This window comes from Streptomyces sp. NPDC053673, from assembly GCF_055585225.1.
Window position 1 is genome coordinate 74,533 of the sequence record NZ_JBVJKN010000022.1, and the last position, 18,899, is coordinate 93,431.

The following is an 18,899-nucleotide window of genomic DNA, read 5'->3' on the forward strand; positions in this document are numbered from 1 at the left end:
GCAGGGGCCTGCGCGGAACACACCTCGGGGCGTCCGCGGTGCGGAAGCTCGCGGCACGCGCGGAACCTGCGGAAGGGCGCGGAACCTGCGGCACGGCGAGGCACCCGTACAGCGCCGTAAGGCAGACCGGACCGCCGGACTTCTGGACCTGTCGCGACGGTCGCCCTACCGTCGATGCCGGTATCCCGACGGGCAGTTGCGGGAAAGGCGGAGCATGGGCACCGGGCGGCAACCCGACGCGGCGGAGCCATCAGGAGGCCGCTCAGAACACCGGCTGGCCGCGCTGGGAGTGCCCGCGGACGACGAGCGCCTCTACAGGGTGCTGCTCGCCCGGCCCGACGCGACCGTCGCCGAGCTCGCCGCGGCCACCGGCTGGGACGCAGCGCGCGTCCGGCGCCGGACGCGCTCGCTGGAGAAGCGGGGCATGCTGACGCGCGTGCCCAGCCGCCCCGTCCGCTTCGCCCCCGCGCCCCCGGACGTCGTGACCGAAGTGCTGGCCCTGCAACGGCAGGAGGAGATCGAGCGCGCCCGGCTCGCGGCGGCCTCGCTCACCGAGGAGTTCCGTACGGTGCGCCGCGTCGAGGGCGGCCCGGCCGTCCAGGTCCTCAGCGGACGGGACGCGATCGCGCAGCGCTTCTTCCAGACCCAGCAGTCCACCAGGGACGAGGTGCTCATACTCGACCGGCCGCCCTATGTCGCCCGGCCCGCCGACGAGCAGACCTCCGTACAGCGCCGGCTCATGCGCCGCGGCGTGCGCTATCGCACCATCTACGACCAACGCTCCCTCGATTCCCCCGGACAACTGAGCCTCTCCCGGGAGCTTGCGCTGCTCGGCGAGGACAGCAGGGTCCTGGACGAGGTCCCGCTCAAGCTCGTGATCGCCGACCGGCGGCTCGCGCTCGTGCCGTTCGTCCTGCCGACCGAGCGCGAGGTGATGGTGCTGCAGGCCTCCGCGCTGCTCGACGCCCTGGTGGTCTTCTTCGAGATGCTGTGGCACCGGGCGGTGCCACTGTGGCCCGCCCGCAGCCGGCCGGCCGAGGACCGGGCCCTGTCCGCCGATGACGAGCAGCTCCTCGCCCTGTCCGCGTCCGGCCTGACCGACCACGCCATCGCACGCCGCCTCGGCGTCGCACAGCGCACCGTCGAGCGCCGGATGCGCAGAATCATGGACCTTCTGGGCGCCCGCACCCGCTTCCAGGCCGGGCTCCAGGCGGCCCACCAGGGCCTGATCGGCAGCCCTCCGCCGCCCGGGCCCGGAGCCTGACCAGCCCGGCCCGGGCCGGACGGGATCGGCCCGGACCCGGCGGACCCGCCGAGGAGGCAACCGACCTCGCACGGCGATGATCTTGCGGGATTCGCCGGGTGCCAGCCCGCCCGTGGGCCGTGAACCCGGTGCCGCTACGCTGCCACGGACGGACGCATGATCGCGGCCCGCATCGCACATTCAGACCTGACCAGCACTTGGATGGCTTAGCTTTCATGTCGTGGTTCGAATCATTCATCCTCGGGCTCGTCCAGGGGCTGACGGAGTTCCTGCCCATCTCGTCCAGCGCGCATCTGCGCCTCACGGCGTCGTTCGCCGGCTGGCACGACCCGGGTGCGGCCTTCACCGCGATCACCCAGATCGGCACCGAGACGGCCGTGCTGATCTACTTCCGCAAGGACATCGCGCGGATCGTCTCGGCCTGGTTCCGTTCGCTCACGGACAAGTCGATGCGCAGGAACCACGACGCGCAGATGGGCTGGCTGGTGATCGTCGGCTCGATCCCGATCGGCGTGCTCGGCGTCACGCTCAAGGACCAGATCGAGGGTCCGTTCCGTGATCTCCGGCTGATCGCGACCACGCTCATCGTGATGGGCATCGTCCTCGGTGTCGCCGACCGCCTCGCTGCCCGCGACGAGACCGGCGGCAAGCACCGCGCCATCAAGCAGCGGAAGTCCCTGGAAGAGCTCACCGTCAAGGACGGTCTGATCTACGGCGTCTGCCAGGCGATGGCCCTGATCCCGGGTGTCTCGCGCTCGGGCGCCACGATCAGCGGTGGTCTGCTGATGGGCTACACCCGCGAGGCGGCGGCCCGCTACTCGTTCCTGCTGGCCATTCCGGCCGTGCTCGCCTCCGGGCTCTTCGAGCTGAAGGACGCGGGTGACGGCGGGCATGTGTCGTGGGGCCCGACCATCTTCGCGACGATCATCGCGTTCGGTGTCGGCTACGCGGTCATCGCGTGGTTCATGAAGTTCATCACGACCAAGAGCTTCATGCCCTTCGTCATCTACCGGATCCTGCTCGGGATCCTCCTGTTCATCCTGGTCGGCACGGACGTCCTGAGCCCGCACGCCGGCGAGTCAGCGGGCTGACCCGCGCCCGGAGAGGCCCCACACGGCGGTCCGTCGCCCGTGGGGTCGTGCCGGTGACCGGCGCGGCGCAACGGGGCGGTGCGGGACCTGCCTCGTACGCTCGCGCCGTGCCCAACGTGATGGCGGTCCTGAAACGGCTGGTCATCGGCCGCGCGCTGCGCAGCGAGGAGCTGGGCGAGACACTGTTGCCCAAGCGGTTCGCCCTGCCGATCTTCGCCTCCGACCCGCTCTCGTCGGTGGCGTACGCGACGCAGGAGATCCTGCTGGTGCTCACCCTCGGCGGGCTCGCCTATCTGCACTTCACCCCGTGGATCGCGGCCGCGGTCGTGGCACTGATGACCGTCGTCGTGCTCTCGTACCGCCAGGTGGTGCACGCGTATCCGAGCGGCGGCGGTTCCTACGAGGTCGCCACCAGCAATCTGGGCCCGTCCGCCGGTCTCGTGGTCGCCGCTGCGCTGCTGGTCGACTATGTGATGACCGTGGCGGTGTCGGTGGCCTCCGGCGTCGACAACATCATCTCGGCGATTCCGCAGCTGGCCGAGTACCGGGTGCTGATGGCGCTCGCCTTCGTCGCCCTGCTGACCGCGATGAACCTCCGCGGGGTACGCGAGTCCGGCCGGGCCTTCGCCGCGCCGACCTATCTGTTCGTCGGCGGCATGCTGATCATGTGCGGGACGGGGCTCTTCCGCTATCTGCTCGGCGACGCACCGGTCGCCGCGACCGCCGAGTACGGCATCGAACCGGTCCCCGCGGACGCCAACCTGGTCGGTCTGGCCCTGGTGATGCTCGTCCTGCGCGCGTTCTCCAGCGGCTGTACGGCGCTGACCGGCGTCGAGGCGATCTCCAACGGCGTGCCGGCCTTCCGCAAGCCCAAGTCGCGGAACGCGGCCACCACCATGGCCTGGATGGGCATCATCGCCGTCGTCATGTTCGTCGGTGTCACGACGCTCGCCATCGTCGCGAAGGTGCACATCGCCACGGACTCCTGCAATCTGACGGGGCTCGCCGACTGCGAGAACTACCCGCAGCGCACCGTCATCGCGCAACTGGCCGCCTCGGTCTTCGGCGGAGAGAACAGCTTCGGCTTCTACTTCGTCCAGGCCTCCACCGCGCTCGTCCTGATCCTCGCCGCGAACACCGCGTTCAACGGCTTCCCGCTGCTCGCCTCCGTCCTCGCCCAGCACCGCTACCTCCCCCGCCAGCTGCACAACCGCGGTGACCGCCTCGCCTTCTCCAACGGCATCCTGGCGCTCGCGGTCGTGGCCGGACTGCTGCTGTGGGCCTACAAGGCGAACGTCACCAGCCTGATCCATCTGTACATCCTCGGCGTGTTCACCTCGTTCACGCTCTGCCAGACCGGCATGGTCCGGCACTGGAACCGCGAGCTGCGCACGGAGCGAAACCCCGCAATGCGCCGGCGCCACGCCACCTCCCGGATCCTCAACGCGACCGGGGCGGTCACCACCTGTCTGGTCCTCGTCGTCGTGCTGCTCACCAAGTTCGCCCAGGGCGCCTGGCTCGCGGTGCTCGCCGCCGTCGTGCTGTGGGTGATGATGCGGGGCATCCGCCGCCACTACGACGCCACCACGGCCGAACTTGCGGTCACCGACCCGCGCAGCGAACTGGCGCCGCCCTCACGGGTCCTGGGGATCGTGCTGGTCTCCACCGTGCACAAGCCCACGCTGCGGGCCCTCGCCTACGCGCGTGCGATGCGTCCGGACCGGCTGGAGGCCCTCACCGTCGCCGTCGACCGCGACGCGGCGGCGGCGCTGCAGCGGCAGTGGGAGGAGTACGGAATCGAGGTGCCGCTCAAGGTCCTCGACTCCCCGTACCGGGAGATCACCGCCTCCGTTCTGTTGTACGTCCGCTCCATCAGGCGTGAGAGCCCGCGGGACGTCATCGCCGTCTTCATCCCGGAGTACGTGGTCGGCCGCTGGTGGGAGAACCTGCTGCACAACCAGTCGGCACTGTGGCTGAAGAGCCGGCTGCTCTTCACACCGGGAGTCATGGTGACCAGCGTCCCCTGGCAGCTGAGCTCCTCCGTTCACGCGGACCACCCCGCGGCGCGCGCCCCCGGCTCGGTCCGCCGCGGCGAGCCGGCCGCCCGCTCCAGGCGCTGACTGCGCACGACCCCTGAGCCCCTTCGCCGGCCCCGCGTATGTCCCCGGCCCTGCGTGGGCCCTTGGCGTGACGCGTCCGCTGACCGACACTTGGCCGATGACGCAGCGCGTGGATCTCGCGACGGTGATGGACCGGCTGGCCATCGACGAGGTGATCACCGGGTACGCGGTGGCCGTGGACGACGCGGACTGGCCCGGCTACCGGGCCCTGTTCACCCCGGAGGGCCGTGCCGACTACCGCAGCGCGGGCGGCATCGAGGGCCCGGCGGCGACGGTCGCCGACTGGCTGGCGGAGACCATGCGGCTGTTCCCCGTACGGCAGCACCTGATCGTCAACCGGCAGGTGCGTCTCCAGGACCTCGGCGGCTACCCCGGCGACAGGGCCGACGTACAGGCCGACTACGTGAATCCGATGCGGCTGGAGTCGGGGGACGACTTCGTCTCCGGCGGGCGGTACGCGTTCGGCCTGACGCGTACGGACGGCGGTTGGCGGCTGCGTTCGGTGACCGTCCGGGAGAAGTGGCGGCACGCCGCCTTCCCCGCGCCGGCCGCCGACTGATCGACACGTGGCCTGTCCCGGGCCGCGCCGCTCCATCACACTGGAGGAAGACACTGCTCTCGGGGAGGCGCGGCATGCGGATTCCGGTCGGCCGGCGGGAGCAGCTGACGAGGCTGTTGTCGTCGCCGTGGTTGCGCGGAGCGGCCGTGCTCGTGACGGGCGCGCTGCCCGCGCTCGCGTTCCCGGCACCCGCGCTGTGGTGGTTCGCGTATGTCGCGCTCGTACCGTGGCTGCTGCTGATCCGGACCGCGCAGACGGGCCCCCGCGCCGCTCTCGACGGCTGGCTCGGCGGTATCGGTTTCATGCTCGCCGTGCACCACTGGCTGGTGCCGAATCTGCATGTCTTCCTCGTTGTGCTGGCGACCCTGCTCGGGCTGCTCTGGGCGCCGTGGGGGTGGCTGGTCCGCTCGGTGCTGGGCGGTTCGCCGTCGGCGGCGCGGGCGGCCGCGGCGCTGGTCGTCGTGCCGTCCGGCTGGCTGATGGTGGAACTCGTCAGATCCTGGGAGGGGTTGGGCGGCCCGTGGGGTCTGCTCGGGGCGAGCCAGTGGCAGGTCCCGCCCGCGCTGCGGCTCGCCTCGGTGGGCGGGGTCTGGCTGGTGAGCCTGCTGGTCGTCGCGGTGAACACGGCGGTGACCGTGCTCCTGGCGCTCCCCACCGCACGCGTCCCCGCGGTCGCGGGTGTCTGCGCGTGCGCCGTGGCCGCCGGGGCGGTGTGGGTGTGGTCGCCGCGCCCCGAACGGCCGGGCCAGGTGCTGCGGGTCGCCGTCGTCCAGCCGGGCGTCATCAACGGGGTCGGCGGGGCGGAGCGGCGCTTCGCGCGCGGCGAGCAGCTGACCGGGGAGCTGGCGGGGCAACGGCTGGATCTCGTGGTGTGGGGCGAGAGCAGCGTCGGCGCGGACCTGGCGGCACGGCGCGATCTCGCGGCACGGATCGCCGCGCTGTCGCGGACGGTGGGTGCCCCCGTGCTGGTCAACGTGGACGCCCGGCGCTCGGACCGCCCGGGGATATTCAAGAGCAGTGTGCTGGTCGGCCCGGAGGGTCCGACCGGGGACCGCTACGACAAGATGCGGCTGGTCCCCTTCGGCGAGTACGTACCGGCGCGGGCGCTGCTCGGCTGGGCGACGTCCGTGGGCGAGGCGGCGGGTGAGGACCGGATGCGCGGCAGCCGCCAGGTCGTGATGACGCTGCCCGGTGACGGGGCGCGCGGCGGGCTGCGGGTGGGGCCGCTGGTCTGCTTCGAGTCGGCGTTCCCCGACATGAGCAGGCGGCTGGTCCGCGGCGGCGCCCAGCTGCTGATCGCCCAGTCGGCGACCTCGACGTTCCAGGGCAGTTGGGCGCCCGGGCAGCATGCCTCGCTGGCGGCGCTGCGGGCCGCCGAGACGGGCCGGCCGATGGTGCACGCCACGCTCACGGGCGTGAGCGCGGTCCACGGTCCCGAGGGTGAGCCGGTGGGCGCCAGGCTCGGTACGGACGCGAGCACCACCGCCGTGTACGAGATCCCGCTCGCCCGGGGTACGACGCCGTACGTCCGGCTCGGCGACTGGGCCGTGTACGGCGCGCTGGCGGTGCTGGCGGCGCTCTGCGCGGCGGAGGGCCTGCGAGCCCTCAGGAGGCCTGCTCCAGCGCCTCCCGCACCACCCGCTCGCACAGTTCATGGGTCAGCAGCGCGTCCTGGGCGCTGAGGAACTTGTCGGCGCGAACGGCGTCGAGGAAGGCCATCACGGCCTGTTCGATGCCGCGCTGGCGCGCCACCGGCACCCAGTCGCCTCGCCGCCGCAAGGTCGGCTGGCCCTTGTGGTCGATGATCTCCGCGAGGTTGACCACCTCCCGCTTGGTGTCCTGCCCGGCCACTTCGAGGATCTCCTCGGTGGAGCCGTTCAGCCGGTTCATCATCCCGATCGCGGTGAATCCGTCGCCGGAGAGTTGCAGCACCACGTGGTGCATGAGCCCGTCGCGGATCCTGGCTCGTACGTCGGTGTGCTCGACCGGCCCGGGGAGCAGGAAGCGGAGGGTGTCGACGACATGGATGAAGTCGTCGAGGACGAGGGTACGGGGGTCCTCGGGGAGGCCGACCCGGTTCTTCCGCATGAGGATCAGCTCGCGCGGGTGCTCCAGGCACTGGGCGTAGCCGGGGGCGAAGCGGCGGTTGAAACCGACGGCGAGGCTGGTCCCGGTCCGCTCGGACAGCTCCACCAGGCGCTCGGACTGGGTGAGTTCGTAGGCGAGCGGTTTGTCGACGTACGTCGCCACACCTGCCTCCAGCAGCCGGGAGACGATCTCGGGGTGCGTGGTGGTCGGGGCGTGGACGAAGGCGGCGTCGAGGCCCTGGGCGAGGAGGGAGTCCAGGGTGGTGTGGCAGTGCTCCCCGGGGATGTGGTGGGCTGCGGCGACCCGGTCCAGGGTGGCCGCCGTGCGTGTGTGCAGATGCAGTTCGACGCCCGGACGAGTGCTGAGCACCGGCAGATAGGCCTTCTGCGCGATGTCTCCGAGCCCGATGCAGCCGACCTTCACGAGGGCCTCCCTATGGCGTTGTCCTCTGTGGCTTCGCTGTTCCGGCAGCATACGTGTGCTGGGGCGGCCGCCAGCCGGCGATGTCGTCGAAGCCGCGCAGGACGAGGCCGGGTCCGAAGCGGGAGACGGCGGCGATGAGTGCGTCGCGCACGGCGACGGCGGGTGCGCTGCTCTGCATGGCCAGCCGGCCGGTCCTCGTGGCCTGCCGCACGATCCCCATGGTCCGGGGCAGTCGTTCGCGCGTGTACGAGGCGAGGCGCCGGGTGATGTCCGGTCCTCGTCCGGCGTGGTGGGCGAGGACGATCGCGTCCTCGATGGCCTGGTTGCCGCCCTGGCCGAGGGTGGGCTGCATGGCGTGCGCGGCGTCGCCGAGGAGCGCGACCCGGCCGTGGTGGTAGGCGGGCAGCGGCACGGCCATGTGGTGCACGTCGTGGCGCAGCACCCCGTCGGGCTCGGTGGCGTCGATGATCGCGGGGATCGGATCGTGCCAGTCGCCGAAGCGGCGGAGCAGTTCGGCCCGCTCGTCGTCCGGGGCGTGCCCGCCGGCGGGCGTCACCGCCGCGGCATAGGCGTAGACACGGCCGTCCTTGAGCGGCTGGGTGCCCCAGAGACGGCCCTTGCCCCAGGTCTCGTGCGGCGCGAAGGGCCGGTCCGGTGCGGGGACGACGACGCGCCAGGTGGTGAAACCGGAGTAACAGGGTCCGGGATGCCCCGGGAACAGCGCCCGGCGCACCGCGGAGTTGATGCCGTCCGCGCCGACGACGAGATCGGCTTCGACGTCACCGTCGGGAGTGGTGACGACGGCGCGGCGGCGCTCGTCACCCGCGTCGAGGAGCGTGGCGGCGGCGCCGGTCCGTACGGCTGCGCCGGGCAGCGCGGAGACGAGGATGTCGACGAGGGTGGCGCGGTGCAGCAGGACGAGCGGGCCGCCGAACCGCTCGGCGGCGGCGGCGCTGTCGGTGCGGTTGAGCCAGCGCCCCCGTGGAGTGCGCAGTCCGCCGTCTCCCTGCCAGGCGGAGAGGGACCTGACCCGGTCGCCGAGGCCGATGACGTCGAGAGCGCGCTGGGAGTTGGGGGCGAGGCCGATTCCGGCACCCACCGGGCTGAGGGCGGCGGCACGTTCCAGCACGGTGATGTCCCAGCCCTGCTGGTGCAGGGCGACGGCAGCGGTGAGTCCGCCGATTCCGCCACCGACGACGACGGCCCGGGGCGCGGTGTGCCGGTCCATGACTCCTCCTCGGAACTACACCTGTAGTGACAGGCTCACCGTACTACAGGTGTAGTGACAGCGGTAGGTTGTCCCCATGACCCCACGCGCCACCGGCCCCGGCTCCCGCGCCGCCGCCGTCCCACGCGGCGAGCTGATCGCCGACGCCGCCCTGACCCTCCTCGCCGAGCGCGGCATGCGGGGGCTGACCCACCGGGCGGTCGACGGACAAGCCGGGCTCCCCCAGGGCTCGACGTCGAATCACGCGCGCACCCGGCAGGCGCTGCTGGAGACAGCGGTTCGCCGCCTGGCGGAGCGCGAGGCGCAGGTGCTCACCCCGGAGGAGATGCCGGAGCCGGCAGGCGGCACGGACGAGTTGCTCGACGCGCTCTCCCTGGCGCTGCACCGCTACCTCACCGATCACCGGCCGCTGCTGGTCTGCCGGTACGAGCTGGCTCTGGAGGCCACACGCAGGCCCGAGCTGAGGGCCTTCTACGACCGGACGGGTGCGGCGTTCCGCGAGCCGCTGGTCGCGCTGATGGCGGGGGCCGGATCGGCCGAACCGGAGCGGCACGCGCTGTCGCTGGTGGCGTGGTGCGAGGGACTCATGTTCTCCTGCGCCGCCGGGTCGTACCACGCGCAGGTGCCCAGCAGGGCGGAGCTGCGCAAGGGGTTCGGCGAGCTGCTGCACGGAATGCTCGGTCACTGAATTCCCTGGCGGGGGTGGACGCGCATCGTCGAAGATGCGCAGCATGACCACATCTGAGCGGACCACAGCACCAACGACCGCCGGCGAGCGCGACATGCTGGAGGGCTGGCTCGACTTCCATCGCGAGACCCTGGCGCTGAAGTGCGCGGGGCTCGACGACACGCAGCTCCGCGAAACGAGCGTGCCGCCCTCGCAGCTCTCCCTGCTCGGCCTCGTACGGCACATGGCGGACGTCGAACGGAACTGGTTCCGCCGCATCCTGGCCGCGGAGGACGCACCGCCGCTGTACTACAGCGAGGAGGACCCGGACGGTGAGTTCCATCTGGCCGACGGGGACACCTGGGAGGCCGCGCACACAGCCTGGAGCGAGGAGATCACGCACGCCCGGGAGCTGGCCGCCTCGCGCTCCCTGGACGACCTCGGAACCGGCACGCACCACGGCGGACTGACGTTCAACCTGCGCTGGATCTATGTCCATATGATCGAGGAGTACGCCCGTCACAACGGGCACGCCGATCTGCTCCGGGAGCGGATCGACGGTACGGCGGGGGTCTGACGCGCCTCGCGTCACCCCTCCGACAACCGGCGGCCCAGCCGGTCGATCGCCGCACGCACCCCGTCCCCGTAGCCGTCGTCCCCCAGTGCGTCCGAGGCCGCCCGCGCCCGGTCCAGATGGGCGCGGGCGGCCTCGGGGCGGTGGAGCTTCAGATAGTCCGCGGCGAGATTCAGATGCAGGGACGGATAGATGCCGCGCACGGCGGCCGCCGAGTGGTGCTGCGCCAGACGCTCGTCGGTCAGTCCCTCCGCCGCCGCCAGCGCCCGCAGGTCCCAGGCCAGCTCGTCCCCGGGATCGTCCTGGGTGTCCGCCATGTAGTGGGCGAGGGTGCAGCGGTGCAACGGGTCGCCGCCCTCCCCCAGCAGCGTCCACAGCTCCGTGAAGCGGTTGCGCGCCTCCTCGCGGTCCCCGCCGTGGAGCAGCATGATCGCCTGCCCGATCCTGGTCATGACCGCGTCTTCCGACGCCTCCTGCTGCTCCACGAGTGCGGCCTCCAGCGCTTCGACATCGGTGGTGCCGACGCTAGCCGCCGCCACCGGTGATCCGGCACAGGCTCGGGCGCCGGGCCCGAACCTGTCAGCCAGGTGCGCGAACCGTCAGCCCAGGTCGGGGATGCGCCAGTCGATCGGCTCGTGCCCCTGGGCCGCCACTGCCTCGTTGATCTGCGCGAACGGGCGGGAGCCGAAGAACTTCTTCGCGGACAGCGGCGAAGGATGCGCGCCCTTCACCACGACATGGCGCTCGTCGTCGATCAGCGGCAGCTTCTTCTGCGCGTAGTTCCCCCAGAGCACGAAGACCGCCGGATCGGGCCGCGAGGCGACGGCGCTGATCACCGCGTCCGTGAACTTCTCCCAGCCCTTGCCCTTGTGGGAGTTGGCCTCGCCGGAGCGCACCGTCAGCACCGCGTTGAGCAGCAGGACACCCTGCTGGGCCCACGGCATCAGATAGCCGTTGTCCGGCACCGGGAGGCCCAGCTCCTCCTGCATCTCCTTGTAGATGTTCCGCAGGGAGGGCGGGGTCCTGACGCCCGGGCGCACCGAGAAGCACAGGCCGTGCCCCTGCCCTTCACCGTGGTAGGGATCCTGGCCGAGGACCAGCACCTTCACCCGGTCGAAGGGCGTGGCGTCCAGCGCGGCGAAGACCTCCTCGCGCGGCGGGTACACCGGCCCCCTGGCGCGCTCGTCCTCGACGAAGTCGACGAGCTCCTTGAAGTACGGCTTCTGGAGCTCTTCGCCGAGGACGCCGCGCCAGGACTCGGGCAGCATGTCGGTGTCGGTCACGTCAACAACCTCCGGTGTGCGATCAGTTCTCGACCACAGAACCTACCTGCGGCCACTGACAATCGCTCCCGCCGGACGGTCCGCCCGGCACCGGCCCCACCCCTACCAGCTGGTCTGCCGGTGCAGCTCCCACATCTGCATGACCGTCTGCGGGTCCAGGGCGCGCTCGCCGCCGGCGATCTCCTCGCTCGACGCGACGTAGAGCTTGCCCTGCCACAGCGGCAGCAGCCGCACATCGTCCACGAGGATCTCCTGTGCCCGGGCGAACTCCTTGGACACGTCCCCGCGATCGCTCGTCTTCCGCGACTGGGGCAGCAGCTGCTGGGTGATCTCCGGGCTCTCGTACGGCGTACCGAGCACGTTCTGCGTGCCGACGAAGGGCGCGATGAAGTTGTCCGGGTCGGGGAAGTCGGGGAACCAGCCTCGGCCGAAGACCGGGTACTCGCCCTTCTTGTACCCCTCCTGGAACTCCTTCCAGGGCTTGCCCCGGAGCGTGACCTTGAACAGCCGCGACGATTCGAGCTGTCGCTTGAGCTCCGCAAACTCGCCGGCGGTGCCGGATCCGTACCGGTCGGTGGTGTACCAGAGGGTCAGCGGAACGGGGGTGTCGATTCCCGCGTCCTTCAGGATGGCGCGTGCCTTGTCGGCGTCGGCGTCACCGTACTTGTCGAAGAAGCCGGTGGTGTGCCCGGCGATGCCCTTGGGGACCATCGAGTACAGCGGCTCTGCAGTGCCCCGGTAGGCCTTGCCGACCAGCGCCCCGCGGTCGACGACCTGGGCGATCGCCTGGCGGACCGGCAGCTTGCCGACCGACGGGTCCTTGGGGTTGAACACCAGGTAACGGATGTCGGCGCCGGTGGTCTCGATGAGCTGGAGGCCCTCGTTCGCCTTCTTCTTCTCCTGCAGATCGACGACCTCCTCCGCGGTGAGACCGCGGTACGTCGCGTCGATCTCCTTCCGCTTGAGGGCGCCGACCATCGCTTCGGATTCCTTGAAGTAACGGATGGTGACGGCGTCGTTCTTACGGTCGGCGAAGCCGTTGTAGCGCGCGTTCTTCTTCAGCTCCGCCTGCGTGCCCTCCTGGTACGACTCCAGGGTGTACGGGCCGGAGCCGGTGACCTTGCCGTCCTCGCGGAGCTTGTCCTTCGGGTACTCGGCCGGGTCGACGAGGGACATCGCGGGCGTGGCGAGGATGAACGGGAACGTGGCGTCCGGCTTGGTCAGCCGGAAGGTGATGGTACGGTTCCCGTCCGTCTCGACCGCACGGAGCGATCCGAGCAGTCCATTCGGACCGCCGTTGACGTTGATCTTCTGAATACGGTCGATCGAGTGCTTGACCGCGGCCGCGTCCAGCGGATTCCCGTTGGAGAATTTGAGGCCTTCGCGCAGCGTGCACTGGTATGCCGTATTGGTGGGATCGGTGAACTTGCACTTCTCCGCCGCGTCGGGCTCCGGCGCGGTGCTCCCGGTCGGGAAGCTCAGTAGGGTCTGGAACACATTCCGGAACAGCTCCCAGGAGCCGTCCCACGCGGCGGCCGGATCGAGTGTGCTGGGCGCACTCGTCGTACCGACAACTATCTGCTGCGCCCCATCGGCGTCGTCCTCCGAAAACAGACCGCATCCCGCCACCAGGGATATGGACGCAAGGGCTGCAGCCGCCCGCAGCATCGTCCGGTTGAACACGTGCACGCTCCTCGTTCAGCCATGGGTCGGCGAACCATACCGCAGTGCCCCGCCGGACCAACGTGGAGGTCCGGCGGGGCACTTAAGGCAATCCCTGGTCATTCAGGCACAAACCGGTTCAGTGAACTCCGGCATTCAGGAAAATACCGCCATCGACCACAAGTGTCTGCCCCGTGATCCAATCCGACTGGTCGGACGTGAGAAACGCGGCCGCTCCTCCGATGTCCGCCGGAACACCGAGCCGGCCCAGCGGATAGGCCGCCGCCGCCTCGGCCTCCCGGCCCTCGTACAGCGCTTCCGCGAATTTCGTCTTGATCACGGCAGGGGCGATGGCGTTGACCCTGACGGCCGGGGCGAATTCGTGCGCCAGCTGGAGGGTCAGATTGACCATCGCCGCCTTGCTCATCCCGTACGCCCCGATGAAGGGGGACGCGGAGATACCGGCGACCGACGCGATGTTCACGATCGCACCGCCGTTCTCCTTCTGCCAGGCCTTCCAGGTCTGCTGGGCGAAGCCGAGCGCGGAGATCACGTTGGTCTCGAAGACCTTGCGGGCCACGTTGAGGTCGAGCTCCGCGATGGGGGCGAAGACCGGGTTCGTGCCGGCGTTGTTGACGAGGAAGTCGACGCGGCCGAACGCCTCCATGGTGCGCTCGACAGCAACCGCCTGGTGCGTCTCGTCATGGGCCTTGCCCGCGACGGCGATCACACGGTCGCCGCCGAGCTTCTCGACGGCCTCCTTGAGGGCGTCCTCGCCGCGGCCGGTGATGCACACCCGGTCGCCGCGCGCGACGAGCGCCTCCGCGATGCCGTAGCCGATGCCCCGGCTGGCTCCCGTGACCAGGGCGACCTTTCCGGACAGCGGGGGAAGCTCCTGCTCCTGAGCAGTCATGTCAGTCACCTCCGGTTCAGTTGAGCGGGCCGCCGGCCACGTACATGACCTGGCCGGAGACGAAGCCGGCGTCGTCGCCCGCGAAGAAGGCGATCGCGTTGGCAACGTCCTCCGGCCTGCCGACCCGCTGCACCGGGATCTGCGTGGCGGCCGCGGCCTGGAACTCCTCGAAGCCCATGCCGACGCGGGCGGCCGTCTGGGCGGTCATCTCCGTGACGATGAAGCCGGGCGCGACGGCGTTGGCGGTGATGCCGAACTTGCCGAGCTCCTTGGCGAGGGTCTTGGTGAAGCCCTGCAGGCCGGCCTTGACCGCGGAGTAGTTGGCCTGGCCGCGGTTGCCCAGGGCCGAGCTGGACGACAGCGAGACGATCCGCCCGAAGCCCGCGTCCACCATGTGCTTCTGGCAGGCCTTGGCCATCAGGAACGCGCCCTTGAGGTGCACGTTCATCACGGTGTCCCAGTCGGACTCGCTCATCTTGAAGAGCAGGTTGTCGCGGAGCACACCCGCGTTGTTGACGAGGATCGTCGGCGCGCCGAGCTCGGTGGCGACACGCGCCACCGCAGCCTCGACCTGGGTGGAGTCCGAGACGTCGCAGCCGACGGCGATGGCCTTCCCGCCCGCCGCGGTGATCTTCTCGACGGTGTCCTTGCAGGCCGCCTCGTCGAGGTCGAGTACGGCGACGGCACGGCCCTCGGCCGCCAGGCGTACGGCGGTGGCGGCGCCAATGCCTCGCGCCGCTCCCGTCACGATCGCGACGCGCTGCTCGGTGGTGGACATGGTTGGTTCTCCTCGCCCTTGGATCCCGTTGGAAGCGGCTGCCCGGCACGGCCCAGATGGATGAGCGACCGCTTAGTACCTTCGTGGACGAGACGCTAGAAGCCCTGGCACCCGGTGTCAACGTGCCCCCCTCTTTCCAGGGCTCGGTTCACCTCCGGGCGCTCACCGCACCAGCACATCCAGCAGCCGCTCGACCTCGGCCTCCGGGTCGGCCGTGAGTCCGGTGTGTACGGGGCCGGGCTGGACGACCGTCGAGCGCGGGGCGATCAGCCAGCGAAAGCGCCGCCCGGCGTCGTCGCGCGCGGCCTGGCCGGCGTCCTCGCCGCCCCGGCAGACGCCCTCGACGGCGTGCAGCGCGGCCCGTACGCCCAGGACATCGGCCTGCGGGTCGAGCGCCCTGAGCTTGCCCTCGTCGAGGTGGGTGCGGGCGGCCACGAAGGACTTGGCGCGGCAGTACACCACCACGCCCGCGTTGAAGCACTCGCCCCGCTCGACGCGGGGTACGACGCGCAGCAGCGCGTACTCGAAGACATCGCGCTCGGTCACCGGCTGTCGCCCTTCTTGCTCTTCTTGGTCGGGTGCGGCCAGGGCGTGAGGTGCTCGGTCAGCCAGCCGGGTGCCTGGGAGGTGCGGGGCTTGGACGGGGCGCTCAGAGTGATCCGTTCATGAATGGTGGCCGCGCGCGGCAGCAGGGCCTCCACATAGGCGCGGCGCACGGCGTCGGTGGAGTCGAAGCCCGGTTCGTCGACCAGCCACTCGTCCGGGACATCCGCCGTGACCTGGGTCAGCAGCTCTTCGGTGACCAGCGGAGCGAGCTCGGCGGCAGCCGTGGCGATGTCGGGCCGGAAGGGCGCGAGGGCATGGTCGGAGGCGTCGTAGGGCTTGGCCACGGAGGCCTGGGCACCCGGCCAGTTGTGGTGCCAGATCATGGTGGCGCCGTGGTCGATCAGCCACAGGTCGCCGTGCCAGACAAGCATGTTGGGGTTGCGCCAGGACCGGTCGACATTGTTGATGAGCGCGTCGAACCAGATGACCCGGCCCGCCTCCGCCGCACTCACCTCGTACGCGAGCGGATCGAAGCCGAGGGAGCCGGGCAGGAAGTCCATCCCCAGGTTCAGCCCACCGCTGGCCTTGAGCAGCTCCTGCACTTCCTGGTCCGGCTCGGAGAGCCCGATGACGGGGTCGAGCTGGATCTGGACGAGCTCCGGGACCCGCAGCCCCAGCCGCCGACCCAGCTGTCCGCAGATGACCTCGGCGACCAGGGGCTTGCGTCCCTGTCCTGCCCCGGTGAACTTCATGACGTACGTGCCGAGGTCGTCGGCCTCGACGATCCCCGGGAGCGAGCCGCCTTCACGCAAGGGCGTGACGTATCGGGTCGCGATCACTTCTGTGAGCATTTTCCCAGGCTATCCGGCGGCTGAGCTTCACGATCCAAGATCCCTCCCGAAATCACGACTCACCCTGGGGCGGGCGGCGATCCCCCCTGGGGAGATTCTGGGCGTTCTGCTCAGGGGCCTCGCTCCCCGGGCCGCCCGGCAGACCGTCGATGTCTCGGCGCCCCTTCCCCAGCCCCCTCGCCAGGGTGACCACCGACTCGTCGTCCTCCGGGACGACCGAAGCGTGTGGGCCTCAGGGCACGGAAGCCGGTGCCCGCCGCAGCTCTTCACCCGAGGCGAGCCCGCGCATGACGAGGGGCGGGTCCAGTCGCTTGGGAGGCAGGACGCGCGTCGAACGGCGACCGCCTTCAACACGCCCGCTCCCTGGCGGCAGACCTTCTGCACCGGCTGTGAAGCGGCGCGCCGGAAAAAGCCCCACTCAACCAGCCCCTTGCCGCCCGGCGCGTAGATCGCATAGGGACCGACGGCGGAGACGTCTCCGAGCTTGCTGTCCTGGTCGACCGACAGGGAGACCCGCCACTGTGTCAGGAAGTCGAACGAGACGCCCTCGTCGCGCCCCAGAAAGTAGACGGAATCACTGAAGACGCCGCGCCGAACGCCTCGTAGAGCTCCTTGTCGTCCGCCGGCAGCGGAACCCCAGCTCTGCCTCGATCGCCGCCCAGTCGACGGAGATCCCGAGCGGTTCCCACCCGGTCATTTCGATCACTCGCTGAACCCACATACAACCGTCTTTCAGCACCGGTCTTCGTTCCGACAGGTCAGTGCCGGTCTCGATGATCGTGCCGTTGAAGGTGAAGCGGTCGACCAGGTACGGGCAATGGCCGATCAGCATGGCGCCGACTCGCTTATTGCGCGTCCCCCGTTGACGGTTCAGGCGTCGACTTCCCAGCGCATCAGGTTCTGGAACAGCTCGGCCTGTTCGATCGCGTCGTCCAGGGCGTTGTGGGTATGGGGGCGCGAGGACAGCAGATGGCGAGGCATCGACCGCTTCGTCGCCTCGTTGATCGGCACGGCGGCTTTGGCGGCGTACAGCGTCTTGAGGTCCATGCAGCGGGAGTGCCCGAACGGCGAGCCGGAATCGGCGAACTGCATGAAGTACCAGTACATCCACATCCAGTCATAGCCCAGCGGGTACGCGACGAATACCGGAACGGCGGCCAGCTCGTCGGATACGCCTGCGAGCCAGGCAGCCGCAGCGTTCATGGCCTGCGCGGGATCCTGGCCTTCTCGTGCCAGCCGGCCGCGGTCCAGGCCGCTGACTGCCAGGGCCTCCGGGTCGTAGGCGTCACTGATCGGCTTGAGTTCGGCGTAGAACGTGCGCTCGGCGGGGTCACAGGCCTGAAACGCCGTTCCGTCGTGAACCCCCGCGACCGCCAGGCCGAAGCTCGACATCGAGAACGGCCCGGGTACCGGTCCGTCGGCTTCCACATCAGCCGAAACATGGAACTCAGATTTCGTCATGATCTTTTCTCCGCGTTCCGAGCTCTACGAGGGGACCTGGGCGGTGATCGTCAGCCCGACGTGGGCAGCTGCGTCCAGAACGTTTCGCCGCACCTCTGCCGCTTCCTCGGCGGGCAGCGGATCCCGCTCGTAAGTGAGTGAAATCATCCAGTCGTCATCTGCGTAACGCCATAGGGACAGATTCACCCCGCCCTTTTCCTTGGGGCGCAGCTCCCGCCTCCCGAACTCCTCGTCCCAGTCATCGTCGAGGCGACCTCGCGGCGCCAACCCCACCTTCTCCCGGAAGGCGGAGAGCCGGCCTTCGCTGAGCTCTCCCTTCATTCGAATCTGCAGCTGGTCATTCATCTACGTCGCCTCTCGGACGGTTGATGATCCAATCGGTTTCACGAAAATGCGTCGAGATTCCCTTGCCCACGTCGGTCCTGTCCGGGGGGCCGTCCGACGAGAACAGAGCCGGGGCCACTTCGCGCCCGGTCTCCTGCTCCCAGTGATTTTTCCACTCATTCAGCGCAGGGAACGCCTGTTCAACTGTCTTCTTGTCCACGAAGTCATACTTCGGGTGGATGACGCTGGGCCTGCGCACGTCGGGGTCCGCGGCCTCCCACGTCTCCTTGGCCTTGTCGACCATTTCGCTGGAGGAAAGCTGAACATCGTAGTCGCTGCGCGGCTCGCACGTGCCCTCACTGTCCTCCACCCCCAGCAGATGCTTGGCGTCAAAGGGTATCCGGGCAGGCCGTTCGGATTCCGGTCGGTCACCCATCCATTCCGCCAGCCTGGTCTGCGCTTCGGGCTGGTCGGTCAGGTCCCGCTCAACGGGAAAGTCCTTGTGGGACCCCGAGAAGAAATGTGCCGCTGAGCCCTGCAGGCGGATATCCACTCGCTCCGGATCGATCCCGTCCGCCGCGAGCGCTTCGTTCAGCCCGGCTCTGAACTCCGTAAACTGTTCCGGGGTCATGCCCAGCGGCGCTTCGAACCGCTGCCAGGCCTCCACCTGTTCTTCGTCCAAACCCAGGTACTCCAAGTCCTCGGCCCGTATCTCGTACCCGGTGTCGTCGCACGGCCAACCCCGCACCCGGTCGCCCGAGTCCAGTTCCTCGACCGGAACACGCCCGGCTTCGTCTATCAGCCCGTTGGCCTGCGCCGCCTGCTTCCTGGCATCGACTGTGTCGGCAGCGTCCACACCGTCGGCGTCGGCAGTCGACGGCTCCGCCGTGTCGTCGGGGGCTTCAGGCTCCTCCGGCTGTACGCAGCCGTCCGGCGACCAGTCGTCGGGGGCTCCAGGCTCCTCCGGCTCTGCGCAGCCGTCCGGCGACCAGTCGTCGGGGGCTCCAGGCTCCTCCGGCTCTGCGCAGCCGTCCGGCGACCAGTCGTCGGGGGCTCCAGGCTCCTCC

General features: G+C 70.0%; 20 protein-coding genes. 7 read left to right on the forward strand and 13 right to left on the reverse strand.

All coding sequences use genetic code 11. The annotated features are described in order from the left end of the window. The first annotated feature begins 214 nt into the window (after positions 1-214). From ACZ6ZQ_RS27015 to lnt, 5 genes are all read left to right on the forward strand, one after another. The gene (locus ACZ6ZQ_RS27015; RefSeq protein ID WP_469771100.1) at positions 215-1,264 is read left to right on the forward strand and encodes a helix-turn-helix domain-containing protein; all 1,050 of its coding nucleotides are present in this window, start codon (positions 215-217) and stop codon (positions 1,262-1,264) included. Between the two features lie 215 nt (positions 1,265-1,479). Then, positions 1,480-2,355: an undecaprenyl-diphosphate phosphatase gene (locus ACZ6ZQ_RS27020; RefSeq protein ID WP_469771101.1), complete on the forward strand. Its 876-nt coding sequence runs from the start codon at positions 1,480-1,482 to the stop codon at positions 2,353-2,355. 119 nt (positions 2,356-2,474) lie between these two features. Continuing rightward, on the forward strand, positions 2,475-4,475 hold the full coding sequence (locus tag ACZ6ZQ_RS27025) for an APC family permease (RefSeq protein ID WP_469771146.1): 2,001 nt from the start codon (positions 2,475-2,477) through the stop codon (positions 4,473-4,475). 97 nt (positions 4,476-4,572) lie between these two features. After that, a complete protein-coding gene (locus ACZ6ZQ_RS27030; protein WP_469771102.1) occupies positions 4,573-5,034 on the forward strand; it encodes a nuclear transport factor 2 family protein in 462 nt (153 codons plus the stop codon). 74 nt (positions 5,035-5,108) lie between these two features. Beyond that, a complete protein-coding gene (gene lnt, locus ACZ6ZQ_RS27035; RefSeq protein WP_469771103.1) occupies positions 5,109-6,716 on the forward strand; it encodes an apolipoprotein N-acyltransferase in 1,608 nt (535 codons plus the stop codon). On the opposite strand, the gene ACZ6ZQ_RS27040 is transcribed toward lnt, so the two are convergent. Both ACZ6ZQ_RS27040 and ACZ6ZQ_RS27045 read right to left on the reverse strand, forming a co-directional pair. Beyond that, positions 6,640-7,545: a Gfo/Idh/MocA family protein gene (locus tag ACZ6ZQ_RS27040; RefSeq protein ID WP_469771104.1), complete on the reverse strand. Its 906-nt coding sequence runs from the start codon at positions 7,543-7,545 to the stop codon at positions 6,640-6,642. The genes lnt and ACZ6ZQ_RS27040 overlap by 77 nt on opposite strands. A 10-nt stretch (positions 7,546-7,555) precedes the next feature. Beyond that, entirely contained in the window at positions 7,556-8,773 is a 1,218-nt protein-coding gene (locus ACZ6ZQ_RS27045; RefSeq protein WP_469771105.1) for an FAD-dependent monooxygenase, read from the reverse strand. 76 nt (positions 8,774-8,849) lie between these two features. Here ACZ6ZQ_RS27045 and ACZ6ZQ_RS27050 point away from each other — a divergent pair, with 76 nt between their 5' ends. Together ACZ6ZQ_RS27050 and ACZ6ZQ_RS27055 are read left to right on the forward strand one after the other, a co-directional pair. Next, positions 8,850-9,461 (forward strand): TetR/AcrR family transcriptional regulator, encoded by a 612-nt coding sequence (locus tag ACZ6ZQ_RS27050; protein WP_469771106.1) that lies wholly within the window; start codon positions 8,850-8,852, stop codon positions 9,459-9,461. A 43-nt stretch (positions 9,462-9,504) separates the two neighbouring features. Further along, positions 9,505-10,017: a DinB family protein gene (locus ACZ6ZQ_RS27055; protein ID WP_469771107.1), complete on the forward strand. Its 513-nt coding sequence runs from the start codon at positions 9,505-9,507 to the stop codon at positions 10,015-10,017. Positions 10,018-10,028: 11 nt separating this feature from the next. On the opposite strand, the gene ACZ6ZQ_RS27060 is transcribed toward ACZ6ZQ_RS27055, so the two are convergent. The 11 genes from ACZ6ZQ_RS27060 to ACZ6ZQ_RS27110 form a co-directional block, all read right to left on the reverse strand. Beyond that, positions 10,029-10,466, reverse strand: a complete 438-nt coding sequence (locus ACZ6ZQ_RS27060; protein WP_469771147.1) for a hypothetical protein — start codon at positions 10,464-10,466, stop codon at positions 10,029-10,031. Positions 10,467-10,613: 147 nt separating this feature from the next. Next, positions 10,614-11,297 carry a uracil-DNA glycosylase gene (ung, locus tag ACZ6ZQ_RS27065; RefSeq protein WP_469771108.1) on the reverse strand — a complete coding sequence of 228 codons (684 nt, stop codon included), beginning with the start codon at positions 11,295-11,297 and terminating at the stop codon, positions 10,614-10,616. Positions 11,298-11,399: 102 nt separating this feature from the next. Beyond that, positions 11,400-12,980, reverse strand: coding sequence for an ABC transporter substrate-binding protein (locus ACZ6ZQ_RS27070; protein ID WP_469771109.1), 1,581 nt, complete (start codon positions 12,978-12,980; stop codon positions 11,400-11,402). A gap of 118 nt (positions 12,981-13,098) precedes the next feature. Further along, positions 13,099-13,872 (reverse strand): SDR family oxidoreductase, encoded by a 774-nt coding sequence (locus tag ACZ6ZQ_RS27075; protein ID WP_469771110.1) that lies wholly within the window; start codon positions 13,870-13,872, stop codon positions 13,099-13,101. Between the two features lie 16 nt (positions 13,873-13,888). Then, positions 13,889-14,650: a 3-oxoacyl-ACP reductase FabG gene (gene fabG, locus ACZ6ZQ_RS27080; RefSeq protein WP_469771111.1), complete on the reverse strand. Its 762-nt coding sequence runs from the start codon at positions 14,648-14,650 to the stop codon at positions 13,889-13,891. Between the two features lie 162 nt (positions 14,651-14,812). Further along, complete coding sequence (locus ACZ6ZQ_RS27085; RefSeq protein ID WP_469771112.1) at positions 14,813-15,196, reverse strand: DUF3037 domain-containing protein; 384 nt, start codon at positions 15,194-15,196, stop codon at positions 14,813-14,815. Then, positions 15,193-16,047, reverse strand: coding sequence for a HipA family kinase (locus ACZ6ZQ_RS27090; protein ID WP_469771113.1), 855 nt, complete (start codon positions 16,045-16,047; stop codon positions 15,193-15,195). Before ACZ6ZQ_RS27090 ends, ACZ6ZQ_RS27085 begins: the two co-directional genes overlap by 4 nt. Positions 16,048-16,621: 574 nt before the next feature. Further along, the gene (locus tag ACZ6ZQ_RS27095) at positions 16,622-16,879 is read right to left on the reverse strand and encodes a hypothetical protein (RefSeq protein ID WP_469771114.1); all 258 of its coding nucleotides are present in this window, start codon (positions 16,877-16,879) and stop codon (positions 16,622-16,624) included. A 38-nt stretch (positions 16,880-16,917) separates the two neighbouring features. Then, complete coding sequence (locus tag ACZ6ZQ_RS27100; RefSeq protein WP_469771115.1) at positions 16,918-17,508, reverse strand: exonuclease; 591 nt, start codon at positions 17,506-17,508, stop codon at positions 16,918-16,920. Between the two features lie 24 nt (positions 17,509-17,532). After that, a complete protein-coding gene (locus ACZ6ZQ_RS27105) occupies positions 17,533-17,853 on the reverse strand; it encodes a hypothetical protein (protein ID WP_469771116.1) in 321 nt (106 codons plus the stop codon). Beyond that, positions 17,846-18,899, reverse strand: a 1,054-nt coding sequence (locus ACZ6ZQ_RS27110; RefSeq protein WP_469771117.1) for a hypothetical protein, incomplete at its 5' end; no start/stop codon positions are given. The genes ACZ6ZQ_RS27105 and ACZ6ZQ_RS27110, both read right to left, overlap by 8 nt.

What these genes read in the sequence shown, in the direction of transcription:
- ACZ6ZQ_RS27015 (WP_469771100.1), top strand. Translation starts at nt 215, where the DNA reads ATGGGCACCGGGCGGCAACCCGACGCGGCGGAGCCATCAGGAGGCCGC.
- ACZ6ZQ_RS27020 (WP_469771101.1), top strand. Translation starts at nt 1,480, where the DNA reads ATGTCGTGGTTCGAATCATTCATCCTCGGGCTCGTCCAGGGGCTGACG.
- ACZ6ZQ_RS27025 (WP_469771146.1), top strand. Translation starts at nt 2,475, where the DNA reads ATGGCGGTCCTGAAACGGCTGGTCATCGGCCGCGCGCTGCGCAGCGAG.
- ACZ6ZQ_RS27030 (WP_469771102.1), top strand. Translation starts at nt 4,573, where the DNA reads ATGACGCAGCGCGTGGATCTCGCGACGGTGATGGACCGGCTGGCCATC.
- lnt (WP_469771103.1), top strand. Translation starts at nt 5,109, where the DNA reads ATGCGGATTCCGGTCGGCCGGCGGGAGCAGCTGACGAGGCTGTTGTCG.
- ACZ6ZQ_RS27045 (WP_469771105.1), bottom strand. Translation starts at nt 8,773, where the DNA reads ATGGACCGGCACACCGCGCCCCGGGCCGTCGTCGTCGGTGGCGGAATC.
- ACZ6ZQ_RS27050 (WP_469771106.1), top strand. Translation starts at nt 8,850, where the DNA reads ATGACCCCACGCGCCACCGGCCCCGGCTCCCGCGCCGCCGCCGTCCCA.
- ACZ6ZQ_RS27055 (WP_469771107.1), top strand. Translation starts at nt 9,505, where the DNA reads ATGACCACATCTGAGCGGACCACAGCACCAACGACCGCCGGCGAGCGC.
- ACZ6ZQ_RS27060 (WP_469771147.1), bottom strand. Translation starts at nt 10,466, where the DNA reads ATGACCAGGATCGGGCAGGCGATCATGCTGCTCCACGGCGGGGACCGC.
- ACZ6ZQ_RS27075 (WP_469771110.1), bottom strand. Translation starts at nt 13,872, where the DNA reads ATGACTGCTCAGGAGCAGGAGCTTCCCCCGCTGTCCGGAAAGGTCGCC.
- fabG (WP_469771111.1), bottom strand. Translation starts at nt 14,650, where the DNA reads ATGTCCACCACCGAGCAGCGCGTCGCGATCGTGACGGGAGCGGCGCGA.
- ACZ6ZQ_RS27090 (WP_469771113.1), bottom strand. Translation starts at nt 16,047, where the DNA reads ATGCTCACAGAAGTGATCGCGACCCGATACGTCACGCCCTTGCGTGAA.
- ACZ6ZQ_RS27095 (WP_469771114.1), bottom strand. Translation starts at nt 16,879, where the DNA reads ATGCTGATCGGCCATTGCCCGTACCTGGTCGACCGCTTCACCTTCAAC.
- ACZ6ZQ_RS27100 (WP_469771115.1), bottom strand. Translation starts at nt 17,508, where the DNA reads ATGACGAAATCTGAGTTCCATGTTTCGGCTGATGTGGAAGCCGACGGA.
- ACZ6ZQ_RS27105 (WP_469771116.1), bottom strand. Translation starts at nt 17,853, where the DNA reads ATGAATGACCAGCTGCAGATTCGAATGAAGGGAGAGCTCAGCGAAGGC.